A 21,827-nucleotide genomic window follows, 5' to 3' on the forward strand; every position below is an offset into this window, starting at 1 on the left:
GCCCCGGGAACACTCCCGGGGCTTGCTTAATTTGCGCGTTCAGTCCGCCATGCTCTGCACGATGCCGCGGCCGCAGTCCACCGAGACCATCGCGCCGTCTTTCAAAACGCGGGTGGCGCCGGAAGCGCCCACCAGGACCGCCTTGCCCAGCGTCAGGCCCACGATGGCGGCGTGGCTGTTCAGGCCGGCCTCCTCCACCACAATGGCGCTGGCGTCACGCATGGCGTCCAGCATCTCATTGTTGGTGTAGGGGACCACCAGCACGTCGCCCTTGCGGAACTTGGTTGTTACGTCGTGGTTGCTGCGGCAGATGCACACAGGGCCTTTGGCGTTGTGGTCGCCGATGCCCACACCGTTCAGCAGGGAGTCGCCCACCATGTGCACCTTGAGCATGTTGGTGGTGCCGGAGATGCCCACCGGCACGCCGGCGGTCACCACAACCAGGTCGCCGGTGTGCACAAGGCCGGCCTCCTCGGCGGTCTTGACCGAAAGGTCGATGAGTTCATCGGTGTTGTGGGCGTAGGGCATCAGCAGGGGAGTGACGCCCCAGGACAGGGACAGATGCCGCTGCACCCAGTCGTCCACCACGCAGGCGATGACCGGGGTGGAGGGGCGGCCCTTGCTCACCAGGCGGGCGGTCTCCCCGCTCTTGCTCACGGTGATGATGGCGGCGGCCTTCACGTCGGCAGCGGTGGTGCCCGCCGCATGGGCGGTGGCGCCCACGATGCTCATGCGGGAGTCCACAGGGGCTTTGCGCATGCGGCTGAAGTAGCTGGCGTCATTTTCGGTGCGCTCGGCAATGGCCGCCATGGTGCGCACGGCCTCCACAGGGTACTTGCCGGCGGCGGTCTCACCGCTGAGCATGATGGCGCTGGTGCCGTCGTAGATGGCGTTGGCCACGTCGGTGATCTCGGCACGGGTGGGCCGGGGATTTTCGATCATGCTCTCCAGCATCTGGGTGGCGGTGATGACCGGCTTGCCGCTGGAGAAGCTGTGGTAGATGATCTCCTTCTGAATGACCGGGATCTCGGTGAAGTCGATCTCCACACCCATGTCGCCGCGGGCCACCATCACCGCGTCGGCGGCGGTCAGGATCTCGTCGATGTTGTCCACGCCCTCGCGGTTCTCGATCTTGGCGATGATGCGGATGTGGGAGTTGTGGCTGTTCAGCAGGCGGCGCACTTCCTGAATGTCCTGGGCGCTGCGGGTGAAGCTGGCGGCGATGAAGTCAAAGCCCTGCTCGATGCCGAAGAGGATGTCGTCCTTGTCCCGCTGGCTCATGTAGGGCATGGACAGGGAAACGCCGGGCACGTTCACGCCCTTGTTGTTGCTGATGGGGCCGCCGTTCTCCACCTTGCAGGTGATGTCTGTGTCGGTGAGCTTGGTGACGGTCAGGCTGATGAGGCCGTCCGCCAGCAGCACGGTGCCGCCCACAGAAAGGTCGCCGGGCAGGTCCTTGTAGGTGATGGAGCAGATCTCGCTGGTGCCCTCCACATCCCGGGTGGTGAGGGTGAAGGTTTGGCCGGCCTTCAGCTCGGTCTTGCCGCCGGCGAATTGCTTCAAACGAATTTCAGGACCCTTGGTGTCCAGCAGGGCGGCCACAGGCTGATTCAGCTCTTCGCGCAGGCGCTTGAGGGTGTCCAGCCGGCGCTTGTGCTCTTCATGAGTGCCGTGAGAAAAATTGAAGCGGGCGACGTTCATGCCGCTCAGGATCATATCCCGAAGCACATCCTCCCGGTCCGTGGAAGGGCCCAGGGTGCACACGATCTTGGTTTTACGCATTCTGTTCATAAGGAACCTCCTGAAATGATAGAACCTCGAATTTTTACCAGCATATATTATACACCTGAATGCAAGCGCGTCAAAGGCCCAAAAGCAATTTTTAAAAGTTTTAACATCCCTGTGCAAACGAGGGGAGAAAACTTCTCTCTCCGGCTTAACTTCCTGTGGGGAATATTGTATAATGGAATCACTCTTAGACATAAGACCATTCCAAGGAGGGAATATCACCATGACAAAGCGCGTTTTTCTGATCGTGCTGGACAGCTTCGGCATCGGCTACGAGCCGGATGCGGATAAATTCGGCGACGTGGGGGCCAACACCCTTGCCTCCATCGCAAAGGACCCTGGTTTTGCGGCGCCCAACATGGCCTCTCTGGGCCTGTTCAATCTGGACGGCGTGCAGTGCGGCGCGCCGGTGCATCCTGTGGCGGGCAGCTGCGTGCGCCTGCAGGAGGCCAGCAACGGCAAGGACACCACCATCGGCCACTGGGAGATCGCCGGCGTGGAAAGCGAGCGGGCGCTGCCCACCTATCCCGACGGCTTCCCCCCCGAGGTGATCGAGCAGTACGAAAAGCTCACCGGGCGCAAGGTGCTGTGCAACAAGCCTTATTCCGGCACCGAGGTGCTGAAGGACTACGGCGAGGAGCACATGCGCACCGGCGCGCTCATCGTGTACACCTCGGCGGACAGCGTGTTCCAGGTGGCCGCCCACGAAGAGGTGGTGCCGCTGGAGCAGCTGTATGAATACTGCCAGATGGCCCGGGATATGCTCAAAGGCGAGCACGGCGTGGGCCGCGTGATCGCGCGCCCCTTCGTGGGCAGCTGCGCGGCGGATTTCAAGCGCACTTCCAACCGCCACGACTACTCCCTCAAGCCCCCCGCAAAGACCATGCTGGACCATCTCAAGGCCGCCGGCAAGGACGTGATCGGCGTGGGCAAAATCTACGATATTTTCGACGGCGAAGGCCTGACCGAGAAGATCCGCACCAGCGGCAACACCGACGGCATCCGGGTGATGCTGGAGCTGGCGGACCGGGACTTCGAGGGCCTTGCCTTCATCAATCTGGTGGATTTCGACATGATCTACGGCCACCGGCGCAACATCCCCGGCTATGCGGCGGCGGCGTCCGAGTTTGACCGGGGCCTGGGCGTGCTGCTTCAGAAGCTGCGCCCGGGCGACGTGGTGATGATCACCGGCGACCACGGCTGTGACCCCGGCTTCACCAAGACCACCGACCACACCCGCGAGTATGTGCCGCTGCTGGTGGCAGGCCCCGAGGTGAAGAAGGACAATAACCTTGGCACTGTGCTGGGCTTCGGCGCCATCGGCAAGACCATCTGCACGGTGCTGGGCGTGGATGCAAAACTGGACGGCCAGGACCTGGCCGCGAAAATTTTCGACTGAACTCTCACGACGGGTGAAATAAAATTCACGCCCGATTCGTTTACGCTGTGAGACTCTTTTGAATCGGGACCGCCGGCCCGCAGCGGAAAGTGAGAAATTCCATTGAAAAGGAACAAAATGCAGATCAAAATCATCATCGTGTGGGTGCTGGCAGTCGTCCTTTTGGCCGATAGCGTGCTGCGCAGTTTTCGCTCCAACTTCAACTTCGGCCTTCTCCTGATGTATCTCCTCACGGCGGCGCTTTGGGCCTATGCCGTGTTCCACCGCCCCATCGACGCTTTCTGTGCGGACGGTGTGGGCCGCTGGCTGAAGATCCTGTTCTTCTGCGGTGTGGGCGTTTTCTGCCTGCTGCTGGGCTTTGTGGCTGTCAGCGGCTACGCAGGCGCGGCCTCCGGGCAGGAAAAGGCCATCGTGGTGCTGGGTGCGGGCCTGCGAAAGGACGTGCCTTCCGACCTGCTGCGCCGCCGCCTGGACGCGGCTTATGCCTATTACCTGGAAAATCCCGAAGTGGTGATCGCGGTCACCGGCGGGCAGGGCAACGGCGAGACCATCCCGGAAGGGGTGGCGATGGCCCGTTATCTTGAGGAGAAGGGCGTGCCGGAGGAGCAGATCGTGGTGGAGCAGAAGAGCACCTCCACCGAAGAGAATCTGCTGTTTGCAAAAGAATTGCTGGAAGAGCGGGGCATCGGCGCGGACGAACCCATGGCCGTGGTGACCAACGCCTTCCACTGCTACCGCGCCCGCTGCTACGCCCGGTTGGTGGGCTTTGAACAGGTGAGTTCCATCCCCGCGAGCATCGGCCTCAACTCGGTGCTGCCCTGTTACATGCGGGAGGTCTTTGCCGTGCTTTACTACTGGGTGTTCAAAACGAGCCAGAGCGGCTGGATCAGCCCGCTTGTGGGTATTTTATGAAAACGGCGGCCCGAAAGGCCGCAGCGAAGAGGTGAAAGAATGGCGCCAATCATCTGCGTGGAACATCTGCGCAAGGTGTACCGGGTGGGCAAGGAAAAGGTCATCGCCCTGAACGACGTGAACCTTGCCATCGAACCCGGTGAGATCTGCTGCATCGTGGGCCCTTCGGGCAGCGGCAAATCCACCCTGCTCAATCAGCTTGCGGGGCTGGAAAAGCCAACAAAGGGCAGTGTGTACATAGGCAAGCACGAGATCAGCGCGATGAACGAAAACCAGCTGGCGAAATTCCGTCAGGCGCATCTGGGATTCATCTTCCAAAGCTACAACCTGCTGCCCAACCTCACCGCCGCCGAGAACGTGGCGCTTCCGCTGATGTTCAAGGGTGTGCCCCGCAAAAAGCGGCTGGAAATGGCCAAGGCGGAGCTCAAGCGCATGGGTCTGGGCAAACGTGCGAACCACAAGCCCACCGAGATGAGCGGCGGCCAGCAGCAGCGCGTGGGCATTGCCCGCGCGTTCGTGGCAAAGCCCAAGGTCATCTTCGCCGACGAGCCCACCGGAAACCTGGACTCGTCCACCACCCGTCAGGTGCTCTACCGCATGCTCACCATGGCGAAGGAGAACAACATCACCTTCGTGATGGTCACCCACGAGCGTGACCTAGCCGATGTGGCGGACCGGGTCATCACCATCCGGGACGGCATGGTGGAGAGCAACATCCTTCTGGACGAACAGGAAAAGGCGAAAAAGCAGGCCGAACTGTTCAAGGATATTCTGGAATCGAAACAAGAGGCGCCGCCGGAGCCTCAAACCACCGTACCGGCAGACAGTATCACCGACGAATGAGAGGAATCATATCCATGAAACAGATGAAGAACAAGATCATCAGCCTGTCCCTGGCGCTGGCTCTTGCGCTGGGCGTGTTTGCCGGCGCGCCGGTGTATGCGGAAGGCGAGGAGACTCAGCCCGACGGGCAGACTCCCGGTACCATCACAAATACAGACCAGACTGGCGGCGGTGAAGGGGGCGGTTCAACCTCAGAACCTTCCCCCACGGAGATTAGTATCGTGAACTACGACATTGGCGGCAGCTTCGGCGCCCATCTGCGTCCCGGTGAGAAGGCCAACATCAGCATCACCGTGTCCGATGAATGGGCCCAAGGCAAAAATGCTGGCCTTCGCGGCCGTATCAACACCAGCAGTTTTTCTGGCAAAGACGCCATTGCGGAAAAGCGCAGCGACGGTACATACAAATTTGTGTTTACGGATGTGACCTACAACGGCGGCAGCAACGAATTCAGCTTTGACGTGATCACCGAGGGTGGTGACGAGCCCCGCGAGGTCCAGCAGCTGACTCAGACCATCATCCAGTGCGCCGAGGCCATCGAGCCCACTCCCGCGCCCACTCCCGCGCCTGCCGAAGTGCCCAAGATCATGGTGAAGGACTTCACCTTCGGCGGCAACAGCGTGGAGGCCGGCAAGGAGTTCACCCTGGAGCTGACCCTGTTCACCACCAGCGGCAACACCAACCTGGAGGACGTGATGGTGGGCCTGACCTTCCCCACGGACTCCAAGAACGTCAGCCTCGCCAGCGGCAGCATGAACACCTATGTGGGCGCGATGGCTCCCAACGAGACCCGCACCATCAGCTACAAGATGGTCACCGACGCCACCATGGAGCCCGGCTCTGTGAACATCACCGTGCAGCTGACCAGCAAGAACGGCGAAGCCGCGACCTCTCCCATTTCCATCCCCGTGACCCAGCCCGAGCGCTTTGAGATCACCAATGTGGAAGCTCCCGAGACCATGATGATGGGCGAGGAGGGCTACCTCTCGGTCACCTTCGTCAACAAGGGCAAGAGCGCCATCAACAACCTCACCGCCGAGATCCAGGGCGAGAACCTGGCCAACCCCGGCCAGAGTCAGTTCCTGGGCAACGTGGCCGCCGGCACCGAGAACTCGGTGGATTTCAGCGTGATGGCTTCCGCCGAGGGCGTCATCAACGGCAAGGTCATCCTGAGCTATGAGAACTCCAAGGGCGAAGTGGCCACGCTGGAGAAGGAATTCTCCTGCACCGTGGAGGCTGCGCCTGTCATCGACGACCCGGGCATGATGGATCCCGGCATGATGGACCCCACCATGGGCGAGGATGTGAGCACCGGCATGCCCATCTGGGGCTGGGCCCTCATCGTTGTGGGTGTGGGCGCTGTTGTTGCGGTCGTCGTGGTGGTGATCCGCAAGAAGAAGGCTGCGAAGAAACTGGCAGAGCTGGAGGACGAAGATGAAGATATCTGATCTGCTGCGCCTCAGCACGGATAATCTTCGGCGGCGCAAAGGCCGCACAGCCCTGACCGTTATCGGCGTGGTGGTGGGCACCTTCGCCATCATCGTTATGATCAGCCTTGGCATCGCCAGCAATGCCCAGAACGAAGCCATGCTGCAAAGCTGGGGCGATCTGACCCAGATCCAGATCTATAACTATTCCTACGGCGCCGCAGGCGACGTTCCCAAGCTGGACGACGAAATGCTGGAAACATTCCGCAGCCACGAGCATGTGGTGGCGGCCACGCCGTTCTATTCCTCCAACTCCATGAACGGCAATGTCTACGCCGGCAAGGGCGACCGGTATGAAGCGTATCTGTGGGATTGTTACGGCGTGGACATGAACGCGTTGGAGGCCATGGAGTTTCAGCTGCAAAGCGGCAGCTGGATCGCCGATGACGTGAACCTGGGCAAAAAGAAGATCCCCGTGCTGGTAGGCGCCAATTTTGCCTATCAGTTCCAGGATACCCGAAAGAGCTACAACAGCGGCAAGCGCCAGCGCTGGGCGGGTCAGACCGACTCGCTGGGCAATCCCATCCCGCCCTTTGTAGACGTCAACAAGGACAAACTCACCCTGAAACTCACCGCTTATGACAACAATGGCAACGAGAAGACCAGTGAGTTCCAGCTGGTGGTGATGGGCACCTTTGTGTCAGACACGTCCAAGCACTATTTCACCGAATCGGGCATCGCCATGCGCGTGTCTGATATGAAGATGCTGGAGAAAGAGTATCAGCGCCTCAGCGGCAAGAAAAACAATTCCAGCGGTGGCGTGATGATCTCCAACGGCACGGTCATGCGTGAGCAGGACAACGGCTATCAGGAAGTCTACGTCAAGGTGGACGACGTGGAGAATGTGGGAGAAGTGGAAGAGTGGATCCACGATTTGGGCTATGAGCAGACCAACTCTCTGACACAGATCCGCGAGGAGATGCAGGCCAGTGTGGTGAAGAGCCAGATGATTCTGGGCGGCACTGCCGCCGTGGCTCTGCTGGTGGCGGCGCTGAACATCGCCAACACCATGATGATGTCCATCTACGAACGCACCAAAGAGATCGGTGTGATGAAAGTGCTGGGCTGTGAGGTGGGCAAGATCCGCAACATGTTCCTGGTGGAGGCGGGCGCCATCGGCCTGCTGGGCGGCATCATCGGCGTGGCCCTGAGCTATGCCGCGTCGGCCATCCTCAACAACATCAACACCATTGCTGCGCTGTTCGGCGGCGGAGGCATCGACCTGAGCGGCCTTTTGAACAGCATCGGCGGCATGTACGGCGGCATGGGCGGCCAGATCTCCATCATCCCCCCGTGGCTGGTGCTGCTGGGGCTTGGGTTCTCCACCCTGGTTGGCATCCTGTCCGGCCTGTGGCCGGCGGTGAAAGCCACCCGCATCAGCGCGCTGGAGGCCATCCGGCACGAATAAAAAATGTCTCAGCGAGGCTCCCTTGAACGGGAGCCTCACTTTTTTTGTTTTTCGGCGGGCACATCCCCGGGCCGGGCCGCCGCATATACATGTCCTGAAACTCTTTCAAAAAAGGAGAAGGAACATGGAGACTGTGGAACGGGCACTGGGGTTTGTGATGAAGGTGCTCCATCAGCTGGCCTGGGGGTCGGGCACCATCTGCCTGCTGGCATTGTGCGGCGTGGTATTCAGCACGGCCACAGGCTTTTTTCAGCTGCGCGGCGTGCGCTTCTGGCTGGGGCGGACACTGGGCGCGGCGTTCAAAGGAGGGAACAAACGGGGCGCGACCACCGCCTTCCAGTCTGCCTGCACGGCGCTGGCCGCCACTTTGGGCACAGGAAACATCGCCGGCGTGGCCACCGCGCTGGTGGCGGGAGGGCCGGGGGCGGTGTTCTGGATGTGGCTCTCGGCCCTGCTTGGCACCATGACCGCCTATGCCGAGAACGTCCTCGCCGCCCTCTACCGGGGCGCGGACCACAGAGGCGACCCGGTGGGCGGGGCGATGTTCTACATCGAAAAGGGCCTGCACAGCCGCCGCCTTGCGGCGGCGTTCAGCTTTTTCTGCCTGCTGGGATCATTGGGCATGGGCAACATGGCCCAGGCAAACTCCATCGCCGAGGGCCTGCGGGACGCTTTCAACATCCCGCCTCTGGCCACCGGGCTTGTGGTCGCGGGGGTCATAGGCCTCACCATCGCCGGGGGTGTCGCCCGGGTGGGACGGGTCACCGAAAAGATCGTGCCCTTCATGGCCCTGGCCTACACCGGCGGGGCGGTGCTCATCGTGCTGCTCAACATTCAGCGGCTGCCCGGTGTGCTGGCCATGATATTCCGGGAGGCCTTTTCTCTCCGGGCAGGCCTTGGCGGGGCGGCAGGCTACGGCCTTGCCAGAGCGCTGTCGGTGGGCGTAGCCCGCGGGGTCAGCTCCAACGAGGCGGGGCTGGGTTCCTCGGTGATGGCCAACTCCGCCGCCGGGTGCACGCCGGTGGAGCAGGGGATGTGGGGCATCATGGAAGTGGCGGTGGACACCCTTTTCATGTGCACTCTCACCGCTCTTGCCATTTTGTGCAGCGGAGCCTATGACCTGGAAGCCTATGCCGGGGCAGGGACCCGGGGGCTTTTGGAAACGCTGCCCAACGGCGCGGCCCTCACCGCCGATGCATTTCGCACTGCCTTTGGTCCCTGGGGCGGCGTGTTCCTGGCGGTCAGCCTGTCCCTGTTTGCCTTTTCGACCCTGCTGGGCTGGAGCTGCTACGGCGCGCAGGCGGCGGAATATCTGTGGGGCGGCCGGGCGGCCGGGGTCTACAAGGCGGTGTTCGTGGCGGTCATCGTGCTGGGCTGTGTGATCCGGCTGGAACTGGTGTGGGAGATCTCCGACACCTTCAACGGCTTCATGGCTCTGCCAAATCTGGCGGCGCTGCTCTGGCTCAGCCCGCAGGTCATCCGGGAGAGCCGCCGCAGCCTGCCCGCTCGAAAAAAGACGCGTTTTGAACAAACAGCGGCATAATGGAAGAAAACCCTTGCAAGGCGGGGGATTCGGTGGTATACTTTAGTGCAGTAACACATTGCGGCAATAAACTGGCCGCGGATGTGAAGGGCCGCTTGGCCCGAACAGGAGGGAATTGACCATGAAAAAGCTGATTTGTGCATGCACGGCGGCGCTGCTGGCCGTCTCCATGCTGGCGGGCTGCGGCGGCCAGACGTCCACCCCCGCTTCCGACGGCGGTTCCACGCCCGCTTCTCAGGGTGCTGACGGCGCCTATGTGGTGGGTGTGTGCCAGCTGGCCCCCCACGATGCGCTGGATGCCGCCACCCAGGGGTTCCAGGACGCCTTGAAAGAGGCCCTGGGCGACCAGGTGACCATCGAAGTGAAGAATGCCGCCGGTGATTCTCCCACCTGCGCCACCATCGTCAACGGCTTTGTTTCCTCGGGTGTCGACCTCATTATGGCAAATGCCACCGCCAGCCTGCAGGCTGCCGTGGCCGCCACCTCCGACATCCCCATCCTGGGCACCTCGGTCACCGAGTACGGCGTGGCCCTGGGCATTGAGAACTTCTCCGGCACCGTGGGCACCAATGTGTCCGGCACCTCTGACCTGGCCCCGCTGGACCAGCAGGCCGCCATGCTGCAGGAGTGGTTCCCCGACGCCAAGAATGTGGGCCTGCTCTATTGCTCGGCCGAGCCCAACAGCCAGTATCAGGTGGACGTCGTGCAGGCGGAACTGGAAAAGCTGGGCTACACCTGCACCCAGTACGCCTTCTCTGACACCAACGACATGGCTTCCGTCACCCAGAACGCCGCCGACAACAGCGATGTGATCTATGTGCCCACCGACAACACGGTGGCCAACAACACCGGCGTGGTGGATAACATCTGCCGTCCCGCGGGCGTGCCTGTCATCGCGGGTGAAGAGGGCATCTGCTCCGGCTGCGGCGTCGCCACCCTGTCCATCAGCTACTACGACCTGGGTGTTGCCACCGGCGAGATGGCGGTGAAGATCCTCACCGGCGAGGCCAACGTCTCCGAAATGCCCATCGAATATGCGCCCCAGTTCACCAAGAAATACAACGAAGCCATCGTGGCCGATCTGGGCCTGACCGCTCCGGAGGGCTACGAGCCGATCGCTGCCGAATGATTTGCTTTGATCGAGCGAAAAAAGCAGAGGAAAAGGCTTTCCTTTTCCTCTGCTTTTTGTTATAGTAGTAGGGTAAAGCATCACCGGGGTGAAGTTTCACCCCGCAGGAGGGAAGACTCATGGATTTTCTCAACGCGCTGCCGGGCGCCGTGTCCCAGGGGCTGATCTGGGGCATCATGGCCATCGGCGTGTACATCACGTTCCGCATCCTTGACATCGCGGACCTCACGGTGGACGGCTCTCTGTGCACCGGTGCGGCGGTGTTCGCGGTGCTGTTCACCGGCGGGGTCAACCTGTGGCTGGCCATGCTGGCGGCCACGCTGGCGGGCATGGCGGCGGGCCTTGTCACCGGCCTGCTGCAGACGGCCTGCGGCATCCCGGCCATTCTGGCGGGCATCCTGACCCAGCTGGGGCTGTATTCCATCAACATGGCCATCATGGGCATGAAGGCCACCGTGGCCATCAACGTGACCACCAACGAAATGCTGGACAAGCTGCTGGTCTCCCTGCGTTTCGTCACCGACGTGGCCAAGGGCACCCGCCCGTTCTGGCGGCATCCCATCTTTGTGGGCGGCCTGTTCACCCTGGCCATCATCGCCGTGCTCTACTGGTTCTTCGGCACCGAGCTGGGCTGCTCTCTGCGCGCCACCGGCGCCAACGCCAACATGGCCCGCGCCCAGGGCATCAACACCAACTTCGCCAAGGTGCTGGGGCTGGTGGTCTCCAACGGCTTGGTTGCCCTTTCCGGCGCGCTGCTGGCCCAATACAACAGTGCCAGCGAGATCAACATGGGCCGCGGCGCCATCGTCATCGGTCTGGCCGCCGTTATCATCGGTGAGGTCATTTTTGGAAAGGTGTTCATCAATTTCGCCCTCAAGCTGTTCGCAGTGGTGCTGGGCTCCATCATCTACTACATCGTGCTGCAGGCGGTGCTGGCGCTGGGCCTCAACGCCAACTACCTCAAGCTGCTGGCGGCGCTGGTGGTGGCGCTGTTCCTGTCGGTGCCCTACTGGAAGGACCGCCATTTCTCCAAATCGGTGAAGAAGGGAGGCGCCCGCAATGCTTGACGTCAAGAACATCTCCAAGACCTTCAACGCCGGGACCGTCAACGAAAAAGTGGCGCTGAACGGCCTGTCTCTGCATTTGGACGAGGGCGACTTCGTCACCGTCATCGGCGGCAACGGCGCGGGCAAAAGCACGCTGCTGAACGCGGTTGCGGGCGTGTGGCCGGTGGATTCCGGCACCATCATGATCGACGGCGTGGACATCACCCGCCTGCCGGAGCACAAGCGGGCAAAGTACATCGGCCGCGTGTTCCAGGACCCCATGATCGGCACCGCCGCCACCATGCAGATCGAAGAAAATCTGGCCCTGGCGGCCCGGCGCGGCCAGCGGCGCGGCCTTGGCCCCGGCATCACCCGGGAGGAACAGGAAGAGTACAAAGTGCAGCTCAAGATGCTGGGCCTGGGCCTTGAGAACCGGCTCACCAGCAAGGTGGGCCTGCTCAGCGGCGGCCAGCGTCAGGCGCTCACGCTGCTGATGGCGTCCCTCAAAAAGCCCAAACTGCTCCTTCTGGACGAGCACACCGCCGCGCTGGACCCCAAAACGGCGGCCAAGGTGCTGGAGCTCTCCGCAAAGATCGTGGCGGAGCACAACCTCACCACGCTGATGATCACCCACAACATGAAGGATGCCATCCAGTACGGCAACCGGCTCATCATGATGCACGAGGGCCGCGTCATCTACAACGTGAGCGGCGAAGAGAAGAAGAATCTGAAAGTGGCGGACCTGCTTCTGAAATTTGAACAGGCCAGCGGAAGCGAACTGGACAACGACCGGATGCTCCTTTCCTGAATATGCGATTTTTTGCCCGGCGCGGCGACGCGCCGGGCATTTTGCAATATTTGGGAGAAGCTTATCGTATTATAAGCGTGGTCTGGTGAAATTCCACACCTTTGCGTTGTGTCGGAACAGGAAAAATGGTATAATAACTGTGCCGGTGCCGCCCCGGGTCCTCCCGGTCTGTTCTTTGTGAACGGCAGGCGGCGCCTGCGGCGCGGCAGGAAAGCCGCGCCCAACACAGGAAAGGCGGTGCCAGCTTGGCTTGTTTTGACGCAGTGCTGTTTGATGTGGACGGCACATTGATCCATTCCAGTCCCGGTATCCTCGCGACCATGGAGTACACCTTCCGCACGGTGGGCATCGACCCTGCGGGGATCGACCTCACCCGTTACCTCGGGCCTCCGCTCCGGCGCAGCTTTGCCGAGCATATGCGCAGGGAAGAGGATGTGGAGCGCATGGTGCGCATCTATCGTGACCGCTATCACGAGGTGGGCCAGCATCTGTGCCAGGTGTTTCCCGGTGTGCCGGAAATGCTGCAGCGGCTGAAAAGCGCAGGCGTGAAGCTCTACACCGCCACCTCCAAACCCACTTCGGTGGTGACCCCTATCCTGCACGAACAGGGGCTGGCGCATTATTTCACCTTCATCGGCGGCGCCAGCGAAGACAAAAGCGTGGACACCAAAACCGCTGTGATGCGCACGGTGCTGGTGCGCCCGGAACTGCAGGGCGCGCGGGTGCTCATGGTGGGCGACCGGGCCGACGACATGCACGGCGCGGCCGACTGCGGCGTGCCGGTGGCGGCGGTGCTGTACGGATACGGAAGCAGGGAAGAGCTGCTCCCCTTCGAACCGTGCTTCGCGGCTCAGACCTGTGAACAGCTGGCTGATTTTATCCTCGGCCAGGGAGCAAATGATTAAAGGAGGGCAATCGAATGCCTCAGAACAGACGCAAGTCCCGTGGCGGCTCGGCGCCGCTCACCCCAAAGCAGAAGCAGGCAGCCATCGTGCTGGGCATCTGCGCTCTTGTGCTGATCATCACCATTGTGGTGGTGAGCGTCATCGTGTCCAAAGCCGGCGGCGGCAAGCCCGATTCGGGCAGCAGCAGCCAGACTTCCTCCAGCACCAGCCAGGTTGTGACGGGCGGCTTTGACGCCAGCAAGTACGGCGACGCAGTGCTGGGTGAGACCGAGGACGCCGGCAAGACCTACATTGACGAAACCATCTTTGTGGGCGACTCCAACACTTACCGCTACTACCAGTACGGCCTGCTGGAGCTGGATCAGGTGGTTGCCGTGGAGGGCCTGGGCATCCAGAACTTCACCACCGACAAGTCCATCTATTTCAAGAACGACGACAACGGCTATTCCATCCCCGATGCGCTGGCCAAGATGAAGCCCCGCCGCATCATCGTGATGATGGGCACCAACAATGCCGACGGCACCATGAGCGCCTCTGACTTCGCCTCCAACTACCGCACCGCGCTGGAGGCCATCAAGACGGCCTATCCCTACACCGACATCATTGTCTCTGCCGTGCCGCCCATCCCTGAAGATCACTCCAGCTATCCCAACATGAGCATGGAGACGATCAACGAGTTCAACGATGCGCTGGCCCAGATGTGTGTTGACAACGGCTATAAGTTCCTGAATGTCAACGATGTGCTGGTGGGCGACGACGGCTACGGCAAGTCTCAGTACTTCCTGTCCGGCGACATCCATCTGAAAAAGGATGCGCTGACTGCCATCATGGAGTACGCCCGCACCCACGCCTACCTGGGTACCGAGGACCGCCGGCCCGACACCGACAACATTCCCGAGCGCCGCAAGACCGGCTCCACCGGCACGGTGACCTCCACCCCGACCCCCTCGCCGGATGAAAAGACCTACACCGCCCAGTACAATGTGGACAAGAACGTGGGCGGCACCCTTACCAGCGGCGACAAGAAGGGCGTCACCAGCCTGAGCTTCAAGGACCTGACCAGCAAGAGCAGCGTTTCGGTGACCGCCGTGCCTGCCGACGGCTATGAGTTCCTCAAATGGAGCGACGGCAACACCAGCGCCACCCGCACCGACAAGGACTTCAAGCAGAACGTCAACGTGACCGCCATGTTCGGAGCGAAACTTGTGGTGAGCATCAAGGAGGGCAGCTCCGGCACCACTACAGTTGGGCAGAGCGTCACCCTGCACGCAAGCGTGAGCGACCGTTCCAGCATCAATGTGGACAACGACATTTACTGGACCGTCAACGGAACCGAGTTCCGCCGCGGCATCAGCGCCGGTTACACTCCGGACAAAGAGGGCACCTATGAGATCAAGGCGAACGTGACGCTGAACGGCAAGACTTACAGCGCCACCTACACCCTGACCGCAAAGGCGGCAGCTGCCACGCCCGCGCCCTCGCCGTCTCCCACGCCTCACGAACACAAATACGTGGAGGAGAGCCGCGTGGAGGCGACCTGCACCGAGGCGGGCAAGATCATCTACAAGTGCAGCTGCGGTGAGCGCAAAGAAGAGGCCATCGCTGCGCTGGGCCACAGCTGGGGCGAGTGGTCCACTGTGACCGAGGCCGGCCCCGGCACGGAAGGCCTGAAAAAGAGAGTTTGCTCTCGCTGCAAGCTGGAACAGACCGAAGTCATCCCCGCTTTGCCGGTGAGCTCCACCACGCCTCCGGCGTCGTCCACCGTGCAGACGCAGAACACCACCGGAAAATCCGGCGACGAATAAATCCGAATAGCCAAAAGGCCGCCCTGTTCGGCAGGGCGGCCTTTTCACGAATCAAAACAGCAAGGAGAACGCACCATGAAACTTTCCGTCCTGGGCTGCGGCCGTTGGGGCACTTTTCTGGCCTCCTATCATTGCGCAAAGAACGAGGTCCTGCTGTGGGGCCGCCCCGGTTCCCGCGGGCTTGCCCAGCTGCGGGCCGAGCGCAGAAACGAATATCAGACTCTGCCGGATTCTCTTCTTTTGAGGGATGATCTGGCCGCCGCGCTGGCCTTTGGGCCGGTGGTGGTCATTTCCATCAGCGCCCAGCAGCTGCGGCAGCTGGCGGCGCAGATCCAGCAGTTTGATGTGAAGGGAAAGACCTTTATCCTTTGCATGAAGGGCATCGAGGTAGCCACCGGCAAGCGCCTGACCCAGGTATTCCGCGAAGAGGTTACCCAGCCGGTGAATGTTGCGGTGTGGGTGGGGCCCGGCCATGTGCAGGATTTCTCTGCCGGGGTGCCCAACTGCATGGTGGTGGATTCGGACGACCGCGCCACCACCGACTTCATCGTGGATAACCTCAGCAGCGACCTCATTCGCCTGTACAAAGGGCGCGACCTCATCGGCACCGAGGTGGGCGCCGCCGCCAAAAACGTGATCGGCATCGCCGCCGGCATGCTGGACGGGGCGGGTTACACCAGCCTTAAGGGCGCGCTGATGGCCCGGGGCGCCCGCGAGATCGCCCGGCTCATCCGCGCCATGGGCGGCAACGAGCTCTCGGCCTATGGCCTGTGCCACCTGGGCGACTATCAGGCAACCCTCTTTTCTTCCCACAGCCACAACCGGCAGTTCGGCGAGAGCTTCATCAAAGGCGAGCCCTTTGACCGCTTGGCCGAAGGCGCTTCCACGGTGCAGGCGCTGGTGCGGCTGGGTGAGGAATACAAGGTGGACCTGCCCATCTGCCAGACGGTGAACGATCTGCTGTACAACGGCCTTTCCGCCAACGAAGTCATTCCGCGCCTGTTCAGCCGCTCGGTGAAGGGCGAATTCGACTACTGAGCGCACTGCCTGCCTCCCGCGCACACCCCTTGATGGGGCTGCATACATTGGGGCAAGGGAGGCGTTCAACAATGACTGATACAAGCAAGTGCCTGAGAGCATACGCCGTGGGTGACGAAGACGTGATCAACGGCAGTGTGGAGAACTACGATTTCGACTGGGGCGAGCCGGTGACCACACCGGACTGCAGATGCACCGAATGTTCCGGCTGCGGCAGCCGCTGCTCCTGCAATTGCGGGAACTCCTGCGGCTGTCAGAACCGCTGTGGCTGCCAGGGAAGCTGCGGGTGCGGCGCCTGCGGCTGCCAGAACCGCTGCGGGAATTGCTGCGGCTGCCGGAACTGCTGCAACTGCGGGGACGCCTGCGTCTGCACGCCGGAGCCCGAGCCGGAACCTGATCCCGACCCTGTGGAATGCACCAGCAGCCGTTGTAGCTGTACGGCGTCGGACGAAGGCACTTATCCCATCATCGACCTGTGAGCACGGCGGCACCCGGACAGCGGCTTCGGCCTGTCCGGGTGCCGCTGCGTCTGCGTGCCGCTTCCCTTGACGAACGGGGCGGAATAAGCGATAATAGACAAGGTACACGCCGCCGGAAAGGGCGGCAAAGGATAATCAAGAGGGAGAGATTGACCCATGGCATATTATCATTGCCTCTTGCTGGATGTGGACGGCACCATGATGGACTTTTCCGCCGCCGAGCACAAGGCGTTTCACGAGACGATGAGCGAGTTCGGCCTGCCCGCCACCGACGAGGTGGAGCACACCTACCACACCATCAACAAGGGCCTTTGGGCCGCGTTGGAAAAGGGCCAGATCAAGCGGGAGAAACTGGTGGTCCGCCGCTTTGAGGAACTGCTGGCGGCGCTGGGAGCCACCGGCGACGCGGCGCGGATGAATGCCTTCTATCTGGACCGCCTGAGCGAGCACCCCGACCTGATGCCCGGCACACTGGAGGCGGTGAAGGAACTGTCGGAGGTGGCCACGTTGGCGGTGGTCACCAACGGCGTGGAACATGTGCAGGAAAAGCGCCTGAAAGAGTCCGGCCTGGGCGAGTATATGGACGGGGTGTTCATCTCCGAGTGCATCGGCGTGGAAAAGCCCAATCGCCGCTTTTTCGAGACGGCCCTGCGCAGCCTGGGCATCGAGAACCGGGACAAAGTGCTGGTGGTGGGCGACAGCCTCACCGCCGACGTGAAGGGCGGCCAGAACGCCGGGCTGGATACCTGCTGGTTCAACTGGGAAGGCAAGGAAGCTCCCGCCGAAAACGGGCCGACCCACACCGTGCGCAGCTGGGAGGAACTATACGCCATCGTCATGGAGCCGGATGAGCTGGAAAATGTGGGCCAGACCCGGCGCAAACATCAGTTTGAGCAGGGCGGCTGAGACGGCTCTGCCAAAGAAACGGAACGAACATGGTACTATCCTTACAAAACATCGGAAAAAGCTTTGGCGAAATGGTGGTCCTTGAGGGCATCAACGCCACGGTGGAGCAGGGGGAGCGCATCGGCATCGTGGGTGAAAACGGCGCCGGCAAGACCACTCTGCTCAAGATCCTCTGCGGCGAGTATCAGCCCGACGAGGGGGAAATGCAGCTGACCCGGGGCGTGACCCTTGGGTATCTGGAACAGAACAGCAAGCTGGACCCTCAGCAGGACGTTTACGGCGAGATGCGCAATGCCTTTGCGCCGGTGCTGGAAGCGATGAACCGCATGCATCTGCTGGAGAAAAAGCTGGAAAAGGACCCCCACGACCAAGAGGTCCTGGCGGAGCACGCCAAGCTCTCGGCGGTCATTGACGCGGCCGACGGCTACAACATGGACGTGAATATCAAAAAGGTGCTCAGCGGCATGAGCTTCGGGCCGGAGACCTATCAGAAGAGCGTGGCGGTGCTCTCCGGCGGCGAGCACACCCGTCTGTGCCTTGCGCGGCTGCTGCTCCAGCGCCCGGATGTCCTGATTTTGGACGAGCCCACCAACCATCTGGACTTCATCACCATGGAATGGCTGGAAAATTATCTGAAAGGCTATTCCGGCGCGGTGCTGGTGGTCAGCCACGATCGCTATTTTCTGGATGAGGTGTGCACCCGCATCTGGGAGGTGGAGGGCCACGGCCTGACCAGCTACAAAGGCAATTACTCCGCATTTCTGCCTCAGAAAGAGGCGGCGGTGGCCTTGCAGCAGAAACAGCACGACGCCGATGTGGCCAAGGCTCAGAAGCTGGAGGACTACATCGCCCGCAATCTGGTGCGCGCTTCCACCACAAAAATGGCTCAGAGCCGCCGCAAGCAGCTGGAAAAGCTGGAGATCACCGAAAAGCCCTCCAGCGGCCCCCAGCAGCTGAAATTCCGCTTTGAGTTCGACGTCACGCCTTACAACGAGCTGCTCACTCTCAAGAACCTCTGCGTCAAAATAGAGGGCCGCACGCTGCTGGAGCCCTTCGATTTACAGGTGCTGCGGGGCGAGCGGCTGGTCATCGCCGGCCCCAACGGCGCGGGCAAATCCACCCTGATGCAGGTGCTGGCCGGGCGGCGCAAACCCAGCGGGGGAATGGTGCGGCTGGGCGCCGGGGCAAAGGCAAGCGTCTTCGAGCAGCAGCAGCTTCGCCGCGGCGGCCGCGTCATCGACGCGATCTGGGACAAGTGGCCCCGCATGACCGAGCTGGAAGTGCGCAGCCATCTGGCCCGCTTCGGCTTCAAGGGCGAGGACGTGTTCAAACCCTGCAGCGCTCTTTCCGGCGGCGAGCTTGCGCGCCTGCGCCTTTCCGAGATCGTGCTGGAACGGCCCAACCTGCTGTTCATGGACGAGCCGACGAACCACTTGGACATCTACACCCGCGACAGCCTGACCGAGGCCCTCACAGCCTACGAGGGCACTCTGCTGCTCATCACCCACGACCGCTATCTGATGAACAGCCTGGCCTGCCCCATCCTCTACATCGAGAACGGCAAGGCCACCCTGTATGAAAGCTACGAAAAGATGATGGGCCGCGGCCAGACGGCTCCCGAGCCGACCCCCGCCGCCCAGAACGCCACTGGAGGCAAAGCCTCCTACGGCAAGGAGCAGCGCCGCCGCCGCGCGGAGCTTCGCGCCCGCATCAAGGCGGTGGAGGATGAGATAGAGGCCATCGGCGCCCGGGTGGTGGAGCTGGAAAACTCCATCAATGACCCGGAGGTGCTGCGGGACCACATCCTCTTGCGGGACACCTGCGACGAGCTGGAGGACACCCGCTTCCACCAACAGGAGCTTTTCGACGAGTGGGAAAAGCTGCTGGAAGAGCAGGAACAGTACGAACAGGAAGAAGAGTAAAACAAACCCCTGACAAGTCGTTTGACTTGCCAGGGGCTTTTTCGCATGAACGGGGGCTTCAGAAGGAAGCGTTTTTCGGGAAGATGATGCGCACAGTGGTGCCTTTGTCCAGCGCGCTCTCCAGTTCCACCTGGGCATGGTGGAAGGCCGCGCCGTGCTTTACGATGGAAAGGCCCAGGCCGGTGCCGCCGATCTCTTTCGAGTGGCTCTTGTCCACCCGGTAGAACCGTTCAAACACCCGGCTGTGATGCTCCGGGGCGATGCCGATGCCGGTGTCCGCCACTTCCAGAGTGACGTGGGCGGCGTCCGAGCGCACGGTCACGGTGACGCTGCCGCCGGGTTTGTTGTACTTCACCGCGTTTTCGCAGAGATTATAAACCATTTCATCCAGGATGGCGGGCACCGCCTGGATGACCGCCTCCTCGCCCTCCAGAAGCAGGGTGACGTCGGCGGCGTCGGCGGCGCTTTCCAGCAGGCTGAGGTTGCGGGCGGCGCACTTTTTCAGTTCCACCGGCACCGGGGTGTCGTGGATATTGTTCTCGTCCAGCTGGGAGATGCGGATGATGTCCCGCACAAGCTGGATGAGGCGCTGGGATTCATCGTAAATTTTGCCGGCAAAGTGGGGGACGTCCGCGGGGGCGATCATGCCGCTCTTCATAATTTCGGCGATGCCGGCGATGGAGGTGAGGGGAGTCTTGAGCTCGTGGGACACATTGGCGCTGAACTCCCGCCGCAGACCCTCCCGTTCCTGCTGTTCGGTCACGTCCAGCAGCACCAGCACGATGCCGGTGAGGGTGCTTTCCTGATAGACGGGGTTGGCAAACAGCTGGCAGATGCGCCCGTGCAGGGGAACAAGGCTCTCCACATGCTCGCCCTCCTGGGCGCCGTGCAGGCTCTCCAGAAAATCGGGCTCGTCGGTCAGTTCTCGGATGTTGCGGCCGTCCAGCGGCTTTTCCGGCTGCAAAAGGCGGGTGGCGCTGGAATTGTAGGAGAGCACCAGCCCGTCGGCGTCCAGCACCAGAAACCCCTCCCGCATGTTGTCGGTGATGGCGGTGAACTGGCGTTTTTGGGCCTGCAGCTGCTGGATCTGCTCGCGTATCTGCCGGTTCTGGTGGTGCAGGCGGCGCAGAAGGGGCTTGAGCTCATCGTAGGGCGCCTGATTCACCTGGGGATGCTCCAGGTCGATTTCGTTGAGGGGCTTTGTGAGCCGCTGGCTCAATTTGTAGGCGATGGTCACCGCCACCAGAGCCGCAAAGATCAGCACCAGCAGCAGGGAAGGCGTGAGGCTTGCCAGCAGCGCCATGCTGGAATACTGGGTGCTGGAGATGCGAAGCACCTGGCCGTTTTCCAGCAGTATGGCGCAGTTGATGGTTTTTTCGGTCAGCGTTTCGGAATAACGGCTGCTTTCGCCGGCGCCCTCGGCAATGGCCTGGATGACTTCCGGCCGGTCGGCGTGGTTTTCCATCTGCGTGGGGTCGGCGTCGCTGTCAAAGAGAACGGTGCCGTCGGCGTCGATGAGGGTCAGCCGGTTCTGCCCGTCGCCCAGGCGCTCCAGATAGCCAAGGCCGTCCCGTTCCACATTGGGGGCAAGGTATTCCAGCTCGTTCCTCAACTCGTCGGAAAGCTGCGTTTCAAAATAGGGAAACAGGATGGCGATGAACAAAGCCATGCACACGAGCAGGGTGGTGAGAGTCACCGCCATCATCGCTTTGAAAATACGTTTGCTCATTGTTCGTTCTCCCGGATGCGGTAGCCGGAGCCCCGCACCGTTTCGATGCAGCTTCCGCACTCGCCCAGCTTCTGGCGCAGGGTGCGCACATGCACGTCCAGAGTGCGGCTCTCGGCGTCAAAGGTATAGCCCCAGACCTCCCGGAGAAGCTGCTCCCGGGTGAACACGATGCCGGGCGACTGGATGAGCAGGCTCAGCAGCTCGAATTCCTTGTGAGTCAGGGTGACGGGGCGGCCGTTCGCCAGCACCTGATGCCGGGCGGGGCAGACGGAAAGACCGCCCGCCTTGTACTCCATGACCTGCTCGCCGGGAGCGGTGCGGCGCAGCAGCGCGTTGACGCGGGCCACAAGCTCCATCATACCGAAGGGCTTGGGGATGTAATCGTCGGCGCCGCTGTCCAGCCCCAGCACTCGGTCGTATTCACTGCCCTTGGCGGTGAGCATGATGACCGGCAGCTTGCGGGTGGCGGGCTCCGCCCGCAGCTGTTTCAAAATTTCGATGCCGTCCTGCTCGGGCAGCATGATATCCAGCAAAAGCAGGTCGGGCGCGGCTTTTGCCATCTGCGCCCAGAACTGGCTGGGCAGCCCGAATCCCTGGGCATCGTGGCCGGAGTGGTTCAGCGTGTACACCACCAACTCGCGGATGCTGTTGTCATCTTCCAAAACATAGATCACGGACAT

Annotated in this window: 18 protein-coding genes; 15 read left to right on the plus strand and 3 right to left on the minus strand. The window is 61.8% G+C overall.

Annotated elements, in window-relative coordinates:
* Positions 1-39: 39 nt before the first annotated feature.
* On the minus strand, positions 40-1,782 hold the full coding sequence (gene pyk, locus ACMI1Q_RS03865) for a pyruvate kinase (protein WP_419502922.1): 1,743 nt from the start codon (positions 1,780-1,782) through the stop codon (positions 40-42).
* A gap of 229 nt (positions 1,783-2,011) precedes the next feature.
* Between pyk and ACMI1Q_RS03870 the strand changes: the two genes are divergently transcribed.
* The 15 genes from ACMI1Q_RS03870 to ACMI1Q_RS03940 all read left to right on the plus strand — a co-directional run bounded on the left by ACMI1Q_RS03870 (position 2,012) and on the right by ACMI1Q_RS03940 (position 19,418).
* Complete coding sequence (locus tag ACMI1Q_RS03870) at positions 2,012-3,187, plus strand: phosphopentomutase (protein WP_419502870.1); 1,176 nt, start codon at positions 2,012-2,014, stop codon at positions 3,185-3,187.
* 117 nt (positions 3,188-3,304) lie between these two features.
* Positions 3,305-4,099 carry a YdcF family protein gene (locus tag ACMI1Q_RS03875; protein ID WP_419502871.1) on the plus strand — a complete coding sequence of 265 codons (795 nt, stop codon included), beginning with the start codon at positions 3,305-3,307 and terminating at the stop codon, positions 4,097-4,099.
* A gap of 39 nt (positions 4,100-4,138) precedes the next feature.
* Positions 4,139-4,942, plus strand: coding sequence for an ABC transporter ATP-binding protein (locus tag ACMI1Q_RS03880; RefSeq protein ID WP_394981269.1), 804 nt, complete (start codon positions 4,139-4,141; stop codon positions 4,940-4,942).
* Between the two features lie 14 nt (positions 4,943-4,956).
* Positions 4,957-6,390, plus strand: a complete 1,434-nt coding sequence (locus ACMI1Q_RS03885) for a hypothetical protein (RefSeq protein ID WP_419502872.1) — start codon at positions 4,957-4,959, stop codon at positions 6,388-6,390.
* Positions 6,377-7,837, plus strand: a complete 1,461-nt coding sequence (locus ACMI1Q_RS03890; protein ID WP_394981267.1) for an ABC transporter permease — start codon at positions 6,377-6,379, stop codon at positions 7,835-7,837. Before ACMI1Q_RS03885 ends, ACMI1Q_RS03890 begins: the two co-directional genes overlap by 14 nt.
* Positions 7,838-7,961: 124 nt before the next feature.
* Positions 7,962-9,380 carry an alanine/glycine:cation symporter family protein gene (locus ACMI1Q_RS03895; RefSeq protein WP_419502873.1) on the plus strand — a complete coding sequence of 473 codons (1,419 nt, stop codon included), beginning with the start codon at positions 7,962-7,964 and terminating at the stop codon, positions 9,378-9,380.
* A gap of 121 nt (positions 9,381-9,501) precedes the next feature.
* On the plus strand, positions 9,502-10,509 hold the full coding sequence (locus ACMI1Q_RS03900; RefSeq protein ID WP_419502874.1) for an ABC transporter substrate-binding protein: 1,008 nt from the start codon (positions 9,502-9,504) through the stop codon (positions 10,507-10,509).
* Positions 10,510-10,628: 119 nt separating this feature from the next.
* Positions 10,629-11,576, plus strand: a complete 948-nt coding sequence (locus ACMI1Q_RS03905) for an ABC transporter permease (protein ID WP_419502875.1) — start codon at positions 10,629-10,631, stop codon at positions 11,574-11,576.
* Positions 11,569-12,363 (plus strand): ABC transporter ATP-binding protein, encoded by a 795-nt coding sequence (locus tag ACMI1Q_RS03910; RefSeq protein WP_419502876.1) that lies wholly within the window; start codon positions 11,569-11,571, stop codon positions 12,361-12,363. The genes ACMI1Q_RS03905 and ACMI1Q_RS03910 overlap by 8 nt, the downstream gene beginning before the upstream one ends.
* A gap of 263 nt (positions 12,364-12,626) precedes the next feature.
* Entirely contained in the window at positions 12,627-13,268 is a 642-nt protein-coding gene (locus ACMI1Q_RS03915; RefSeq protein WP_419502877.1) for an HAD hydrolase-like protein, read from the plus strand.
* A gap of 14 nt (positions 13,269-13,282) precedes the next feature.
* Positions 13,283-15,073, plus strand: coding sequence for an SGNH/GDSL hydrolase family protein (locus ACMI1Q_RS03920; RefSeq protein ID WP_419502878.1), 1,791 nt, complete (start codon positions 13,283-13,285; stop codon positions 15,071-15,073).
* 75 nt (positions 15,074-15,148) lie between these two features.
* Entirely contained in the window at positions 15,149-16,111 is a 963-nt protein-coding gene (locus ACMI1Q_RS03925; RefSeq protein ID WP_419502879.1) for an NAD(P)H-dependent glycerol-3-phosphate dehydrogenase, read from the plus strand.
* Between the two features lie 71 nt (positions 16,112-16,182).
* Positions 16,183-16,590, plus strand: a complete 408-nt coding sequence (locus tag ACMI1Q_RS03930) for a hypothetical protein (RefSeq protein ID WP_419502880.1) — start codon at positions 16,183-16,185, stop codon at positions 16,588-16,590.
* Between the two features lie 156 nt (positions 16,591-16,746).
* On the plus strand, positions 16,747-17,496 hold the full coding sequence (locus ACMI1Q_RS03935) for a YjjG family noncanonical pyrimidine nucleotidase (RefSeq protein ID WP_419502881.1): 750 nt from the start codon (positions 16,747-16,749) through the stop codon (positions 17,494-17,496).
* Between the two features lie 71 nt (positions 17,497-17,567).
* Positions 17,568-19,418 carry an ABC-F family ATP-binding cassette domain-containing protein gene (locus ACMI1Q_RS03940; RefSeq protein ID WP_419502882.1) on the plus strand — a complete coding sequence of 617 codons (1,851 nt, stop codon included), beginning with the start codon at positions 17,568-17,570 and terminating at the stop codon, positions 19,416-19,418.
* A gap of 58 nt (positions 19,419-19,476) precedes the next feature.
* On the opposite strand, the gene ACMI1Q_RS03945 is transcribed toward ACMI1Q_RS03940, so the two are convergent.
* Positions 19,477-21,147, minus strand: coding sequence for an ATP-binding protein (locus tag ACMI1Q_RS03945; RefSeq protein ID WP_419502883.1), 1,671 nt, complete (start codon positions 21,145-21,147; stop codon positions 19,477-19,479).
* A complete protein-coding gene (locus ACMI1Q_RS03950; RefSeq protein ID WP_177521253.1) occupies positions 21,144-21,821 on the minus strand; it encodes a response regulator transcription factor in 678 nt (225 codons plus the stop codon). The genes ACMI1Q_RS03945 and ACMI1Q_RS03950 overlap by 4 nt, the downstream gene beginning before the upstream one ends.
* Positions 21,822-21,827 lie beyond the last annotated feature (6 nt).

This window comes from Candidatus Allofournierella excrementavium (assembly GCF_048526665.1).
Taxonomy (GTDB): Bacteria; Bacillota; Clostridia; order Oscillospirales; family Ruminococcaceae; genus Allofournierella_A; species Allofournierella_A excrementavium.